The organism is Kitasatospora griseola (assembly GCF_044999035.1).
GTDB classification, from domain to species: domain Bacteria; phylum Actinomycetota; class Actinomycetes; order Streptomycetales; family Streptomycetaceae; genus Kitasatospora; species Kitasatospora griseola.
Genome location: NZ_CP173360.1, coordinates 2415074 through 2430175, shown reverse-complemented (window position 1 = coordinate 2430175; position 15102 = coordinate 2415074). Strand labels below are relative to the sequence as shown.

8 protein-coding genes, 3 rRNA genes and 1 pseudogene are annotated in these 15102 nt (G+C 67.0%); 11 read left to right on the top strand and 1 reads right to left on the bottom strand.

Going from position 1 to position 15102, the window contains the following annotated elements; genetic code table 11:
* Positions 1-101 precede the first annotated feature (101 nt).
* The 6 genes from ACI1MP_RS11070 (at position 102) to ACI1MP_RS11045 (ending at position 5787) form a co-directional block, all read left to right on the top strand.
* Entirely contained in the window at positions 102-893 is a 792-nt protein-coding gene (locus ACI1MP_RS11070; protein WP_100589506.1) for an ABC transporter ATP-binding protein, read from the top strand.
* A gap of 121 nt (positions 894-1014) precedes the next feature.
* The gene (locus ACI1MP_RS11065) at positions 1015-1428 is read left to right on the top strand and encodes an NfeD family protein (RefSeq protein WP_380342548.1); all 414 of its coding nucleotides are present in this window, start codon (positions 1015-1017) and stop codon (positions 1426-1428) included.
* Between the two features lie 25 nt (positions 1429-1453).
* The gene (locus tag ACI1MP_RS11060; RefSeq protein WP_373295483.1) at positions 1454-2458 is read left to right on the top strand and encodes an SPFH domain-containing protein; all 1005 of its coding nucleotides are present in this window, start codon (positions 1454-1456) and stop codon (positions 2456-2458) included.
* 151 nt (positions 2459-2609) lie between these two features.
* Positions 2610-3374: a sulfite exporter TauE/SafE family protein gene (locus ACI1MP_RS11055; RefSeq protein WP_043910212.1), complete on the top strand. Its 765-nt coding sequence runs from the start codon at positions 2610-2612 to the stop codon at positions 3372-3374.
* Positions 3375-3426: 52 nt separating this feature from the next.
* Positions 3427-3723 (top strand): 4a-hydroxytetrahydrobiopterin dehydratase, encoded by a 297-nt coding sequence (locus ACI1MP_RS11050; RefSeq protein ID WP_404868563.1) that lies wholly within the window; start codon positions 3427-3429, stop codon positions 3721-3723.
* Positions 3724-3810: 87 nt separating this feature from the next.
* Positions 3811-5787 carry a hypothetical protein gene (locus ACI1MP_RS11045; RefSeq protein WP_404868562.1) on the top strand — a complete coding sequence of 659 codons (1977 nt, stop codon included), beginning with the start codon at positions 3811-3813 and terminating at the stop codon, positions 5785-5787.
* A gap of 69 nt (positions 5788-5856) precedes the next feature.
* On the opposite strand, the gene ACI1MP_RS11040 is transcribed toward ACI1MP_RS11045, so the two are convergent.
* Entirely contained in the window at positions 5857-6366 is a 510-nt protein-coding gene (locus ACI1MP_RS11040) for an HNH endonuclease (RefSeq protein WP_043910218.1), read from the bottom strand.
* A 214-nt stretch (positions 6367-6580) separates the two neighbouring features.
* On the opposite strand from ACI1MP_RS11040, the gene tyrS reads away from it, so the two are divergent.
* From tyrS to ACI1MP_RS11015, 5 genes and pseudogenes are all read left to right on the top strand, one after another.
* Complete coding sequence (gene tyrS / locus ACI1MP_RS11035; protein ID WP_100589509.1) at positions 6581-7846, top strand: tyrosine--tRNA ligase; 1266 nt, start codon at positions 6581-6583, stop codon at positions 7844-7846.
* 579 nt (positions 7847-8425) lie between these two features.
* Positions 8426-9942 (top strand): 16S ribosomal RNA (locus ACI1MP_RS11030).
* Between the two features lie 281 nt (positions 9943-10223).
* A 23S ribosomal RNA gene (locus tag ACI1MP_RS11025) occupies positions 10224-13329 on the top strand.
* Positions 13330-13464: 135 nt separating this feature from the next.
* Positions 13465-13581 (top strand): 5S ribosomal RNA (gene rrf / locus ACI1MP_RS11020).
* Together the 16S, 23S and 5S rRNA genes form the textbook arrangement of a ribosomal RNA operon.
* Before the next feature lie 395 nt (positions 13582-13976).
* Positions 13977-14996: pseudogene (locus ACI1MP_RS11015) on the top strand (hypothetical protein); the annotation flags it as partial.
* Between the last annotated feature and the right edge of the window lie 106 nt (positions 14997-15102).

Sequence of the window (15102 nt, the reverse complement as noted above, 5' to 3'; positions counted from 1 at the left end):
GGTGGCGTAGGTTTGGCCTGACACAGGTTGGACCGCACCCCGAGGACCTTCGCGCAGGTTCCACGGACGGCCGGATTCTTGCATTTGGGGAAGGCGTAGGCATGAGCGACGTTCTGGAGCTGGTGGACGTTTCCGTGGTCCGGGAGGGACGCGCGCTCGTCGATCACGTGTCCTGGACGGTCAAGGAGGGCGAGCGCTGGGTGGTGCTCGGACCGAACGGCGCGGGCAAGACGACGCTGCTCCAGATCGCCGGCGCGTACCTGTTCCCGAGCTCGGGCCAGGCCGTCGTGCTCGGCGAGAAGCTCGACGAGATCGACGTGTTCGAGCAGCGGGCCCGGATCGGCCTCGCCAGCGCCGCCATGTTCGACAAGCTGCCGGGCAACCAGACCGTGCTGGAGACGGTGCTGACCGCCGCCTGGGGCCTGACCGTGCACGGCAAGGAGACCTACGAGAAGCCCGACGAGGCCCGCGCCCTGGCGCTGCTCGACCGGCTCGGCATGGCCGCCTTCACCACGCGCAAGTTCGGCACCCTCTCCGAGGGCGAGCGCAAGCGCACCCTGATCGCCCGCGCCCTGATGACCGACCCCGAACTGCTGCTGCTGGACGAGCCCGCCGCCGGCCTCGACCTCGGCGGCCGCGAGGACCTGGTGCGCCGCCTCGCCGCGCTCGCCCAGGACGAGTACGCGCCGTCCATGGTGATGGTCACCCACCACGTGGAGGAGATCGTCCCCGGCATGACCCACGTCCTGATGATCCGCCAGGGCAAGGTCATGACCGCCGGGCCGATCGAGAGCACCCTCACCGCCCGCAACCTCTCGCACTGCTTCGGCCTGCCGCTGACCCTCGAACAGCGCGGCGACCGCTGGACCGCGCACGGCCTGCCGCTCGGCTGACGGCCGGATCCGATACGCAGACGGGACCGGTCGCACACCTGGCCGGTTTCCGCACCCCCAGCTGCGGGAAGCTACGCCTGAAGAGCTCAGACTTCCCTAGGATGGACGCGTGGACGGCTGGATCTGGTGGCTGCTGCTCGCAGTCGGCCTGGGCATTCCGCTGGTGGCGACCGCGATGCCCGAATTCGCGATGTTCGCGGTCGGCGCCGGCGCGGCCGCCCTGACGGCGGGCCTGGGCGGCGGCGTGGTTCCGCAGTTCCTGGTGTTCGTCGGAGTGTCGGCGGCACTCCTGGTGTTCGTCCGGCCGATCGCCTACCGCCAGTTGAAGCAGGGCCCGGGGTACCGCACGGGCGTGGAGGCGCTGACCGGCGCCACCGCAGTGGTACAGGAAACCGTCGACGGAGGGGAGGGCGGCCGGATCAAGCTCAACGGCGAGATCTGGTCCGCCCGGGCGCTCCACCCGGGCTCGGTCTTCGAGCCCGGCCAGCAGGTCGACGTCGTCGAAATCCAGGGCGCGACCGCCCTGGTCGTCTAGGGGAGAAGCGTTGGAACCCGTCCTCATCGTGCTGATCGTCCTGGTCGTGGTGGCCTTCATCGCCCTGATCAAGACGATCCAGGTGATTCCGCAGGCCAGCGCCGCGATCGTGGAGCGCTTCGGCCGCTACACCCGCACTCTCAGCGCCGGCCTGAACATCGTGGTGCCGTTCATCGACACCATCCGCAACCGGATCGACCTGCGCGAGCAGGTCGTCCCGTTCCCGCCGCAGCCGGTCATCACCTCGGACAACCTGGTCGTCAACATCGACACCGTCATCTACTACCAGGTGACCGACCCGCGGGCCGCGACCTACGAGGTGGCCAGCTACATCCAGGCCATCGAGCAGCTCACCGTCACCACGCTGCGCAACATCATCGGCTCCATGGACCTGGAGTCCACCCTGACCTCCCGCGAGGTCATCAACGCCGGCCTGCGCGGCGTCCTCGACGAGGCCACCGGCCGCTGGGGCATCCGGGTCAACCGGGTCGAGCTCAAGGCGATCGAGCCGCCGACCTCCATCCAGGACTCGATGGAGAAGCAGATGCGCGCCGACCGTGACAAGCGCGCCGCCATCCTCACCGCCGAAGGCGCCCGGCAGGCCCAGATCCTGCGCGCCGAGGGTGAGAAGCAGGCCGCCGTCCTCCAGGCCGAGGGTGAGGCCCAGGCCGCGGTGCTGAAGGCCGACGGTGAGGCCGCCGCGATCCGCACCGTCTTCGAGGCCATCCACGAGGGCGACGCCGACCAGAAGCTGCTCGCCTACCAGTACCTGCAGACCCTGCCGGAGCTCGCCAAGGGCGACGCCAACAAGCTGTGGATCATCCCCAGCGAGGTCGGCGACGCGCTCAAGGGCCTCGGCGGCGCGTTCCAGGGCGCGACCGGCGGCGGCAACGGCGCGGCCCCGGTCGTCCCGCCGACCGCCGCCCGCGTCCCGGTCGACCCCGCCAACGCCCCGCGCCCGGTGGACACCGACAAGACCCTCCGCCCCCGGGTCGAGCCCACCCGCGAGTACCCGAAGATCGACGAGTAGCCGGCCCCACCCCCGCAGGCCCCGCCCGAACCAACGGACGGGGCCTGCGGGCATGTTGAGGGCCCGATCGCATCGCGGACCGCCCCTGGCCAAACGCCGCGCCCTCCGGCATGATCGATCGGCCCGACAGCAGCCAACGAGGGGAACGCAGATGACGATGTGGGAGGCACTCGCCGTCCTGCTCGCCGGAACCGCCGCCGGCACCATCAACGCCATCGTCGGCTCCGGCACCCTGATCACCTTCCCCGTGCTGCTCGCCATCGGCCTGCCCCCCGTCACCGCCAACGTCTCCAACACCCTCGGCCTGGCCCCCGGCTCACTCGCCGGCGCGATCGGCTACCGCGCCGAACTCGCCGGCCAGAGCCGCCGACTGCTCCGCTACGGCGCCGCCTCACTGACCGGCGGACTCGTCGGCGCCGCCCTGCTGATCGTGCTCCCCGGCGCGTTCGACGCTGTGGTCCCCGTCCTCATCCTCACCGCGCTGGTCCTGGTCGTCCTGCAACCCCGGGTCGCCCGCGCGATGGCCGCCCGCCGCGCCGCCGGCACCCTGCCGCCCGCCACCGACGGCGGCCCGCTGCTGCTCCTGCTGATCGCCCTCACCGGCGTCTACGGCGGCTACTTCGGCGCCGCCCAGGGCGTCCTGCTGCTCGCCCTGATGGGCATGCTGCTCCCCGACAGCCTGCAGACGATCAACGGCATCAAGAACGTCCTCGCACTGATCGTCAACGGCGTCGCCGCGGTCTTCTTCGTCTTCACCTCCACCGTCGACTGGACCGCCGCCGCCCTGATCGCCGTCGGCTCCACCCTCGGCGGCCTGCTCGGCGCCAAGGTCGGCCGCCGCCTCCCGCCGATCGCCCTGCGCACCCTGATCGTCGTGGTCGGACTCGCCGCCGTCACCAAGCTGCTGTTCCTCTGACCCGTCGTAGGCTCGGCCCGACAGCCGCCGCACCACCCGGACGGAGAACGCCATGAGCCGCACCCGCCTCACCGAGGACCAGATCACCGCCGCCCTCGTCGACCTCCCGCACTGGACCCGCACCGGCGAGGCGCTCACCCGCACCGCCGAGACCGCGAGCTTCCCCACCGCGATCAAGGTCGTCGACGCCGTCGCCGAACAGGCCGAAGCCCTCGACCACCACCCCGACATCGACATCCGCTGGCGCACCCTCACCTTCGTCCTCAGCACCCACAGCGCGGGCGGCCTGACCGGCCTCGACTTCACCCTCGCCCACCTGATCGACCAGGCCCTCGACACCGCCTCCTGACCCACCCCCCGCGCCCCGGCCAAAACCCGCCCACGAAGCGTGAGATGCTTTCTGCTTGCCAGACCGCAGTCGGGACGGACGGAACGCATGGCTCAGGAACCCTCCACGACCCCCGGGTACGACCAGCAGCAGCCCTGGTACCCCCAGCCGCAGCCGTCCTACGGCGAGCAGCAGGCGTACGGGCAGCAGCCGGTCCACGGTGAGCAGCAGGCCTACGCCGAGCAGCAGCAGGCCTACGGCGGCTACCCGCAGCCCGGGGGGCAGGTGGACCCGGCCGCCCAGCAGCAGCTCTACGGCCGCCCCGACCAGCCCTACCAGCAGCAGGACTACGCCCAGGCGTACGGTCAGCAGCAGGGCTACCCGGAGGGCTGGGTCGACCAGCAGACCTACGGTCAGCAGCAGCTCTACGCCGAGCAGCAGCAGGCCTACGGCGGCTACCCGCAGCCCGACGCGTACGCCGACCCCGCCGCCCAGCAGCTGTACGCCCCCGCCGACCCGTTCGCGCAGCCGGAGACGCCGCCGACGCCGGGCGCGTTCGAGCAGCCCGCCGCCGGGGCGAGCCCGGTCACCGCGACCGGCTACCCGCAGACCAGCGCCGCCGACCCGTTCGCGCCCGGTGCCGACGGCACCTCAACTCCGCTCGCCCGCACCGCCGATGACGACACGTCGACGGACGACCGGCCGGCGGCCGGCGGCCTCGCCGCCCGGGCCCGAGCCGCCGTCACCTCCGGGCCCGGCGCGCCCAGCAAGCGCGGCCTCGCCATCCGGATAGGCGCCGGCGTCGCCGCACTCGCCGTGCTGGGCACCGCCGCCGTGCTGGCCACCTCCGACAGCGACAGCGGAAAGCCGGCCGCCGACAAGGGCGCCCAGAGCGCCCCCCAGAACATCGCGGTCGCCCACACCAAGGCCTGGACCGCCGCCGCCGACCCGGCCGCCGCCGGAGCCCAGGGCGCCGACGACACCCTGGTCGGCAGCTGGCTGCTCGCCGACGCGGTGGTCCGCGCCGACGCCACCGGCGTGCACGCCTACAGCCTCGCCGACGGCAAGCCCGGCTGGACGCTCGCCCCGCCCGCCGACGGCGCCGTCCCCTGCGGACTGTCCCCGAGCGTCAACTCCGGTGGCATCGGCGCCGTGGTCTACCGGCCCGCCGCCGACCCGAACGGCCCGTGCAGCACCGCCGTCGCGGTCGACACCAAGGCCGGAAAGATCACCTGGTCGAAGACGTTGTCCGACACCAAGGGGAAGTACGCCGCCCACGTCGCCGTCACCGACGACAAGGTGATCGCGGTCGGCGACGACAAGGCCTCCGCCTGGGCCGCCAACGACGGCGCCGAGGCCTGGCAGTACACCGGCCAGGGCAAGTACTGCACCCTCTCCGGCAGCTCCGGCCCCACCACCGTCCTGCTGCACAGCAACTGCGCCGACTCCACCCCGGGCCCGCAGGCCGTCGCGCTGAACGTGTCCGACGGCAAGGTCAAGTACTGGCGAGGCCTCAACAACCAGCCGACGACCGTCACAGTGCTCTCCGCCGAGCCCGCCGTCGTCCTCACCACCGGCGGCCAACCCGCCGACGACCGGGTCTTCGCCTGGGGCGCCAACGGCGACCCCGGCGTCGAGATCCCGCTCGCCGTCGAGGGCGGCGGCCGCCTGGACGTCGCCCGCGGCAGCTTCGCCGCCGTCCCCGGCGTCCACTTCCAGGGCACCACCATGCTCGCCGCGGTCGTCCCCGACGGCGGCGGCAGCCCCACCGCGATCGCCGCCTACGACCTGGGCACCGGCAAGCCGCAGTGGCGCACCCCCATCGCCGAGAAGGGCCGGGCGCGCCCCGCCGGCGTCGACAGCAGCGGCCTGCTGGTCGTCGTCGACGAACGCGCCGACCAGCCCGCCCACCTCAGCCGCTTCGCGCTGGCCGGCGGGCAGGAGACCCAGGGCGGCGCCTTCCCGCAGGGCACCGGCTCGCTGCTCTCCGCCGGCCGGGTCTTCACCACCGCCGGACACGTGGTCGCCGTCCCCGAGGTCGCCACCAACTTCGGCATCGCCACCGGGTTCACCAGCAAGAGCTGACCCGCCGGCCCCCGCCCGTACGACGACGGGCCCGACCTGTCCCCTGATCAGGTCGGGCCCGTCGGCCTTTCACGCGCCCGCAGGCAGCCAGGCGGCGAGCTCTCCGAGCTCACCCGCCCGCAGCCCGAGCGCGAGCATCAACGTCGCCTCCGGCGTCGGTTCGAACGGACGCCGCAGCAGCCGCATCCCGGCCTGTTCCGGCGTCCGGTCCGCCTTGTACTGGTTGTCCTCCGCGCAGGCCGCAACGGTGTTCAGCCAGCTGTCCGCACCACCGCGCGACCGCGGCACCAGGTGGTCCACGGTGGTGGCCCGCCGACCGCAGTACGCGCACCGGTGCTGGTCCCGCGCCAGCACACCCCGCCGCGACCACGGAGCCCGTTGTCGGAACGGCACCCGCACGTACCTGGTCAGCCTGATCACCCGCGGCACCGGCACCTGCACCCCCGAACCGCGCACCACCCGCAGCGGATGCGCCTGCTCGACCACCGCCTTGTCCTGCAGGACCAGCACCACCGCACGGCGCAGCGGCACCGTGGTCAGTGGTTCGTAGCTCGCGTTCAGGACAAGGGTGTTGCGCATGACGGGCCACCTCCGGTGCTCGCTCCGCCGGTCGGCGGTGGCACCCACTGTGAAGGTCCGTCCCGCCTCGAACAACGGAATTTCCGTCCCACCCACCGACCTGTCCCCGAACCCGCAGGCCGCGACCGCGTAGGCTCTACCCCGCTGGAACCGTCCGGCGCGAGCCCGCCGGGCCCGACCGCGCCGGACCCACGACCGAAGGAGACGCGGGACCGTGACCGACATCGTCGACGAGCTCCAGTGGCGCGGGCTGATCGCCCTGTCCACTGACGAGGACGCACTGCGCAAGGCGTTCGCGGACGGCCCGGTCACGTTCTATTGCGGCTTCGACCCGACCGCGCCCAGCCTGCACCTCGGCAACCTGGTCCAGATCCTGACCATGCGCCGCATCCAGCAGGCCGGAAACCTCCCGCTCGGCCTGGTCGGCGGAGCCACCGGCCTGATCGGCGACCCCAAGCCCACCGCCGAGCGCGTCCTGAACGCCCCCGAGACGGTGGCCGCCTGGGTCGAGCGCCTGCGCGGCCAGGTGGCCCGCTTCCTCGACTTCGAGGGCCCCTACGCGGCCCGCATGGTCAACAACCTGGACTGGACGTCCGGCATGTCGGCGATCAGCCTGCTGCGTGACGTCGGCAAGTACTTCCGGGTCAACAACATGATCGCCAAGGAGGCGGTGGCCCGTCGGCTCAACTCCGACGCGGGCATCAGCTACACCGAGTTCAGCTACCAGATCCTGCAGGGCATGGACTACCTGGAGCTGAACCGCCGCTACGGCTGCACCCTGCAGACCGGCGGCAGCGACCAGTGGGGCAACCTCACCGCCGGCACCGACCTGATCCGCAAGGCCGAGAGCCGCTCCGTGCACGCCCTCGCCACCCCGCTGATCACCAAGGCGGACGGCACCAAGTTCGGCAAGACCGAGTCCGGCACCGTCTGGCTCGACCCCGAACTCACCACCCCCTACGCCTTCTACCAGTTCTGGCTGAATGCGGACGACCGGGACGTCGCCAAGTTCCTGCGCATCTTCTCCTTCCGCACCCGTGAGGAGATCGAGCAGCTGGAGCGCGACACCGCCGAACGCCCCGCCGCCCGCCTCGCCCAGCGCGCCCTCGCCGAGGAACTCACCACCCTCGTCCACGGCGCCGAGCAGTACGAGCGCGCCGTGGCCGCCTCCAAGGCCCTGTTCGGCCAGGGCGACCTCGCCGACCTCGAACCCGACACCCTGGCCGCGGCCCTCGCCGAGGTCCCCAAGGCCACCGTCGCCGAACTCGGCCAGCTCGTCGACCTCCTGGTCGAATCCGGCCTGGCCCCCAGCCGCTCCGGCGCCCGCCGCACCATCAAGGAAGGCGGCGCCTACCTCAACAACGCCAAGGTCACCGACGAGGAGGCCGTCGCCACCTCCGACGACCTGCTGCACGGCCGCTGGCTGGTCCTCCGCCGCGGAAAGCGCAACCTGGCCGCGGTCGAACTCGCCGGCGCCTGAGCGCTGCGCAACAGGTTTTCGCCGGCCACCACCAGCGGCCGGATGGCCTGAAACACACTGCAGTTGACCTGCAGCAGCCAGATCGAGGGGCCGGATCCAGCCAGATCCGGCCCCTCGATGTTTGACTCGCCCGCCTCGGTGTCCTAACGTGGTCCGAGTCGCCTGAACCGGACGTGACCGGTAGGCACCCCCCAAACCTCGCTGAGTGATCAGTCGCGCACCGTCTCGAAACTTCGGGCGGAAATGCGGAACGAATAACTCTGCTAGAGTTCGGGAGCGCCGAAAGGCAAAAGCGAGTCGGAATGAATGAAACTCCGGAAAACGGAGCGGAAAACATCTGATAAGCTGGAAACACGAAAGAACGAAGCGCCCGGAGGGCCGGTCGGAAGGCCGCCTGAAGGAAGTGTCCGTTCCTTGAGAACTCAACAGCGTGCCAAAAGTCAACGCCAGATATGTTGACATCCCCGGCCGGTCCTTCTGGATCGGTTGGAGATTCCTTTATGAAGTATTACTAGCGAGGACGCAGTGCGCAGGACCGCCTTATTCCGGTGGTTGCTGTGCCGCTCTTTCGTGGAAGCATTCACGGAGAGTTTGATCCTGGCTCAGGACGAACGCTGGCGGCGTGCTTAACACATGCAAGTCGAACGGTGAAGCCCTTCGGGGTGGATCAGTGGCGAACGGGTGAGTAACACGTGGGAAATCTGCCCTGCACTCTGGGACAAGCCTTGGAAACGAGGTCTAATACCGGATATGACCTGCTCCTGCATGGGAGTGGGTGGAAAGCTCCGGCGGTGCAGGATGATCCCGCGGCCTATCAGCTTGTTGGTGGGGTAATGGCCTACCAAGGCGACGACGGGTAGCCGGCCTGAGAGGGCGACCGGCCACACTGGGACTGAGACACGGCCCAGACTCCTACGGGAGGCAGCAGTGGGGAATATTGCACAATGGGCGAAAGCCTGATGCAGCGACGCCGCGTGAGGGATGACGGCCTTCGGGTTGTAAACCTCTTTCAGCAGGGAAGAAGCGCAAGTGACGGTACCTGCAGAAGAAGCACCGGCTAACTACGTGCCAGCAGCCGCGGTAATACGTAGGGTGCGAGCGTTGTCCGGAATTATTGGGCGTAAAGAGCTCGTAGGCGGCCTGTCGCGTCGGATGTGAAAGCCCGGGGCTTAACCCCGGGTCTGCATTCGATACGGGCAGGCTAGAGTGTGGTAGGGGAGATCGGAATTCCTGGTGTAGCGGTGAAATGCGCAGATATCAGGAGGAACACCGGTGGCGAAGGCGGATCTCTGGGCCATTACTGACGCTGAGGAGCGAAAGCGTGGGGAGCGAACAGGATTAGATACCCTGGTAGTCCACGCCGTAAACGTTGGGAACTAGGTGTTGGCGACATTCCACGTCGTCGGTGCCGCAGCTAACGCATTAAGTTCCCCGCCTGGGGAGTACGGCCGCAAGGCTAAAACTCAAAGGAATTGACGGGGGCCCGCACAAGCAGCGGAGCATGTGGCTTAATTCGACGCAACGCGAAGAACCTTACCAAGGCTTGACATACACCGGAAACTGGTAGAGATATCAGCCCCCTTGTGGTCGGTGTACAGGTGGTGCATGGTTGTCGTCAGCTCGTGTCGTGAGATGTTGGGTTAAGTCCCGCAACGAGCGCAACCCTTGTTCTGTGTTGCCAGCGAGTAATGTCGGGGACTCACAGGAGACTGCCGGGGTCAACTCGGAGGAAGGTGGGGACGACGTCAAATCATCATGCCCCTTATGTCTTGGGCTGCACACGTGCTACAATGGCCGGTACAAAGGGCTGCGATGCCGTGAGGCGGAGCGAATCCCAAAAAGCCGGTCTCAGTTCGGATTGGGGTCTGCAACTCGACCCCATGAAGTTGGAGTTGCTAGTAATCGCAGATCAGCATGCTGCGGTGAATACGTTCCCGGGCCTTGTACACACCGCCCGTCACGTCACGAAAGTCGGTAACACCCGAAGCCGGTGGCCTAACCCGTAAGGGGAGGAGCCGTCGAAGGTGGGACCAGCGATTGGGACGAAGTCGTAACAAGGTAGCCGTACCGGAAGGTGCGGCTGGATCACCTCCTTTCTAAGGAGCACATAGCCGCTTGCGAGCGAATGTCTCGCACGGTTGCTCATGGGTGGAACGTTGACTATTCGGCACACACGGTGATGACCGCCAGTACTGCCCTCTTGGGGGCGTGGAACGCGGGTTCGGAGTCGGGTGTGTCGGGCACGTTGTTGGGTCCTGAGGGAACGAGTGATCGTTTCTTCTGGGATGCCGGCCTCATGCGAGGCGCCCTGTTGGGGTTGCCGAGTTTGGGTGTCTGGTCGTTGTTTGAGAACTGCACAGTGGACGCGAGCATCTGTGGCCAAGTTTTTAAGGGCGCACGGTGGATGCCTTGGCACCAGGAACCGATGAAGGACGTGGGAGGCCGCGATAGGCCCCGGGGAGCTGTCAACCGAGCTTTGATCCGGGGGTGTCCGAATGGGGAAACCCGGCAGTCGTCATGGGCTGTCACCCGCTGCTGAACACATAGGCAGTGTGGAGGGAACGCGGGGAAGTGAAACATCTCAGTACCCGCAGGAAGAGAAAACAACCGTGATTCCGGGAGTAGTGGCGAGCGAAACCGGATGAGGCTAAACCTTGAGCGTGTGAGACCCGGCAGGGGTTGCGCTCAGGGGGTTGTGGGAAAGTTCTTCAGTCGTCTGCCGGCGGCTGGGCGAGTCAGAAACCGTATGGGTAGTCGAAGGACATGCGAAAGGTCCGGCGTAGAGGGTAAGACCCCCGTAGACGAAATCTGTACGGCTCGCTTGAGCTTCTCCCAAGTAGCACGGGGCCCGAGAAATCCCGTGTGAATCTGGCGGGACCACCCGCTAAGCCTAAATATTCCCTGGTGACCGATAGCGGATAGTACCGTGAGGGAATGGTGAAAAGTACCGCGGGAGCGGAGTGAAATAGTACCTGAAACCGTGTGCCTACAAGCCGTGGGGGCAGCCTTCGGGCTGTGACTGCGTGCCTTTTGAAGAATGAGCCTGCGAGTTTGCGGTGTGTAGCGAGGTTAACCCGTGTGGGGTAGCCGTAGCGAAAGCGAGTCCGAACAGGGCGTTTGAGTTGCATGCCCAAGACCCGAAGCGGAGTGATCTAGCCATGGGCAGGTTGAAGCGCGGGTAAGACCGTGTGGAGGACCGAACCCACCAGGGTTGAAAACCTGGGGGATGACCTGTGGTTAGGGGTGAAAGGCCAATCAAACTCCGTGATAGCTGGTTCTCCCCGAAATGCATTTAGGTGCAGCGTCGTGTGTTTCTTGCCGGAGGTAGAGCACTGGATAGGCGATGGGCCTCACCGGGTTACTGACCTTAGCCAAACTCCGAATGCCGGTAAGTGAGAGCACGGCAGTGAGACTGTGGGGGATAAGCTCCATGGTCGAGAGGGAAACAGCCCAGAACACCGACTAAGGTCCCTAAGCGTGTGCTAAGTGGGAAAGGATGTGGAGTCGCAGAGACAACCAGGAGGTTGGCTTAGAAGCAGCCACCCTTGAAAGAGTGCGTAATAGCTCACTGGTCAAGTGATTCCGCGCCGACAATGTAGCGGGGCTCAAGCACATCACCGAAGTCGTGTCATTGCAGCAATACTCCCAACGGGGGCTGTGATGGGTAGGGGAGCGTCGTGTGCCGGGTGAAGCAGCCGAGGAATCGAGTTGTGGACGGTTCACGAGTGAGAATGCAGGCATGAGTAGCGATACAAGAGTGGGAAACTCTTGCGCCGATTGACCAAGGGTTCCTGGGTCAAGCTGATCTGCCCAGGGTAAGTCGGGACCTAAGGCGAGGCCGACAGGCGTAGTCGATGGACAACGGGTTGATATTCCCGTACCCGCTTTGAAGCGCCAACGCTGAACCTCTTGATGCTAAGCCCGTGAAGCCGGCCCGGAGTCTTCGGACAATGGGACGTGGTGGAGCCGGTGACCCAACGGGGTAGTAGGTGAGCGATGGGGTGACGCAGGAAGGTAGTCCAGCCCGGGCGGTGGTAGTCCCGGGGTAAGGGTGTAGGACGTTGCGTAGGCAAATCCGCGCAACACATAGTCTGAGACCTGATGCCGAGCCGATTGTGGTGAAGTGGATGATCCTATGCTGTCGAGAAAAGCCTCTAGCGAGTTTCATGGCGGCCCGTACCCCAAACCGACTCAGGTGGTCAGGTAGAGAATACCGAGGCGTTCGGGTGAACTGTGGTTAAGGAACTCGGCAAAATGCCCCCGTAACTTCGGGAGAAGGGGGGCCATTGCTGGTGATGGGACTTGCTCCCTGAGCTGGTGGTGGCCGCAGAGACCAGCGAGAAGCGACTGTTTACTAAAAACACAGGTCCGTGCGAAGCCGTAAGGCGATGTATACGGACTGACGCCTGCCCGGTGCTGGAACGTTAAGGGGACCGGTTAGTCCGATTTCGGTCGGGCGAAGCTGAGAACTTAAGCGCCAGTAAACGGCGGTGGTAACTATAACCATCCTAAGGTAGCGAAATTCCTTGTCGGGTAAGTTCCGACCTGCACGAATGGCGTAACGACTTCTCGACTGTCTCAACCACAGGCCCGGTGAAATTGCATTACGAGTAAAGATGCTCGTTTCGCGCAGCAGGACGGAAAGACCCCGGGACCTTTACTATAGCTTGATATTGGTGTTCGGTTCGGCTTGTGTAGGATAGGTGGGAGACTTTGAAGCCGTGACGCCAGTCATGGTGGAGTCGCCGTTGAAATACCACTCTGGTCGTGCTGGATGTCTAACCTGGATCCGTGATCCGGATCAGGGACAGTGTCTGGTGGGTAGTTTAACTGGGGCGGTTGCCTCCTAAAGAGTAACGGAGGCGCCCAAAGGTTCCCTCAGCCTGGTTGGCAATCAGGTGTTGAGTGTAAGTGCACAAGGGAGCTTGACTGTGAGACTGACGGGTCGAGCAGGTACGAAAGTAGGGACTAGTGATCCGGCGGTGGCTTGTGGAAGCGCCGTCGCTCAACGGATAAAAGGTACCCCGGGGATAACAGGCTGATCTTCCCCAAGAGTCCATATCGACGGGATGGTTTGGCACCTCGATGTCGGCTCGTCGCATCCTGGGGCTGGAGTAGGTCCCAAGGGTTGGGCTGTTCGCCCATTAAAGCGGTACGCGAGCTGGGTTTAGAACGTCGTGAGACAGTTCGGTCCCTATCCGCTGTGCGCGTAGGAGTGTTGAGAAGGGCTGTCCCTAGTACGAGAGGACCGGGACGGACGAACCTCTGGTGTGCCAGTTGTCCTGCCAAGGGCATGGCTGGTTGGCTACGTTCGGGAGGGATAACCGCTGAAAGCATCTAAGCGGGAAGCCTGCTTCGAGATGAGCACTCCCACCTCCTTGAGAGGGTAAGGCTCCCAGTAGACGACTGGGTTGATAGGCCGGATATGGAAGCCCTGTGAGGGGTGGAGTTGACCGGTACTAATAGGCCGAGGGCTTGTCCTCAGACGCTCGCGTTCACTGTGTGGTTCCCGGGTAGCGAACAGCTATCGCCGGTAAGGAACCGATCCATTCGGATCCGCCAGGTAAGTAGACACATATTTCAACTGAAAAGTGTGTTCGCTGAATACCCGATAGGGTTTCGGTGGTCATAGCATGAGGGAAACGCCCGGTTACATTCCGAACCCGGAAGCTAAGCCTCATAGCGCCGATGGTACTGCAGGGGGGACCCTGTGGGAGAGTAGGACGCCGCCGAACAATTCTTCAAAAGGCCGAGGCCCCAGCGATGAGCTGGGGCCTCGGCCTTTTTTGTTGGGCTTTTTCAGCCGAACACGACGGCCGGCGGACGGCGGTCGGGCACCCGGACGCGGTGCTCGTCCGTGTGCCGGACAATGGACAAGACGGACGTACCGGGCCCCGACGGGGTCCGAGGGATCGTCCGGATCGCGCGCTGGTGTCGAGGGATCGGCAGTGGCGCCTCTCAAGCCAGCAGTGTGCAGACAGGAGTCACCAGCATGTCGAACCCGCCCCAGGACCGGCCCGAGCGCCGTAACGACGGCGGCCGGGGGTACGAGCCCAGGTCGCGCGGGGGCTGGTCGAACGACCGTGGCCCGCGTCGTGATGACCGTGGCGAAGGCGGCGGCTACCGCGGTCGTGACGACCGTGGTGACCGTGGCGGCGACCGCGGGGGTTACCGCAGCGACCGTGGCGACCGGCCGTCGTACGGCGACCGTCCGCAGGGCGGTGGCTACCGTGGCCGCGACGACCGTCCCCAGGGCGGCGACCGTGGCGGCTTCCGCCGCGACGACCGTGGCGACCGCCCGTCCTACGGTGGTGGCGGCGGCTACCGCTCGCGTGACGACCGCCCGCAGGGCGGCGACCGTGGCGGGTTCCGCCGGGACGACCGCGGTGACCGCCCCCAGGGCGGGTTCCGTCGCGATGACCGCGGTGACCGTCCGTCGTACGGCGATCGTCCGCAGAGCGGTGGCTTCCGCCGGGACGACCGTGGTGACCGCCCCCAGGGTGGCTTCCGTCGGGACGACCGTGGCGACCGTCCGTCCTACGGTGACCGTCCGCAGCGCAGCGGTGGGTTCGAGCGTCGTGACGACCGCCCGCAGGGTGGGTTCCGTCGCGATGACCGCGGTGACCGTCCGTCGTACGGCGATCGTCCGCAGAGCGGTGGCTTCCGCCGGGACGACCGTGGTGACCGCCCCCAGGGTGGCTTCCGTCGGGACGACCGTGGCGACCGTCCGTCCTACGGTGACCGTCCGCAGCGCAGCGGTGGGTTCGAGCGTCGTGACGACCGCCCGCAGGGTGGGTTCCGTGGCCGTGACGACCGTCCCCAGGGTGGCGACCGTGGCGGCTTCCGCCGCGATGACCGCGGTGACCGTCCCCAGGGCGGGTTCCGTCGGGACGACCGTGGCGACCGTCCGTCCTACGGTGACCGTCCGCAGCGCAGCGGTGGGTTCGAGCGTCGCGACGACCGTCCCCAGGGCGGCGACCGTGGCGGCTTCCGCCGCGATGACCGCGGTGACCGTCCCCAGGGTGGGTTCCGTCGCGACGACCGTCCGCAGGGCGGGTACCGGGACCGTGACGATCGGGGCGACCGTCCGTCGTACGGTGACCGTCCGCAGCGCAGTGGCGGGTTCGAGCGTCGTGACGACCGCCCGCAGGGTGGCTTCCGTCGCGATGACCGTGGCGACCGTCCACAGGGCGGCGGCTTCCGTGGCCGCGACGACCGTGGTGGCGAGCGCGGTGGCTTCCGCCGTGACGACCGCG

What these genes read in the sequence shown, in the direction of transcription:
- ACI1MP_RS11070 (WP_100589506.1), top strand. Translation starts at nt 102, where the DNA reads ATGAGCGACGTTCTGGAGCTGGTGGACGTTTCCGTGGTCCGGGAGGGA.
- ACI1MP_RS11055 (WP_043910212.1), top strand. Translation starts at nt 2,610, where the DNA reads ATGACGATGTGGGAGGCACTCGCCGTCCTGCTCGCCGGAACCGCCGCC.
- ACI1MP_RS11050 (WP_404868563.1), top strand. Translation starts at nt 3,427, where the DNA reads ATGAGCCGCACCCGCCTCACCGAGGACCAGATCACCGCCGCCCTCGTC.
- ACI1MP_RS11045 (WP_404868562.1), top strand. Translation starts at nt 3,811, where the DNA reads ATGGCTCAGGAACCCTCCACGACCCCCGGGTACGACCAGCAGCAGCCC.
- ACI1MP_RS11040 (WP_043910218.1), bottom strand. Translation starts at nt 6,366, where the DNA reads ATGCGCAACACCCTTGTCCTGAACGCGAGCTACGAACCACTGACCACG.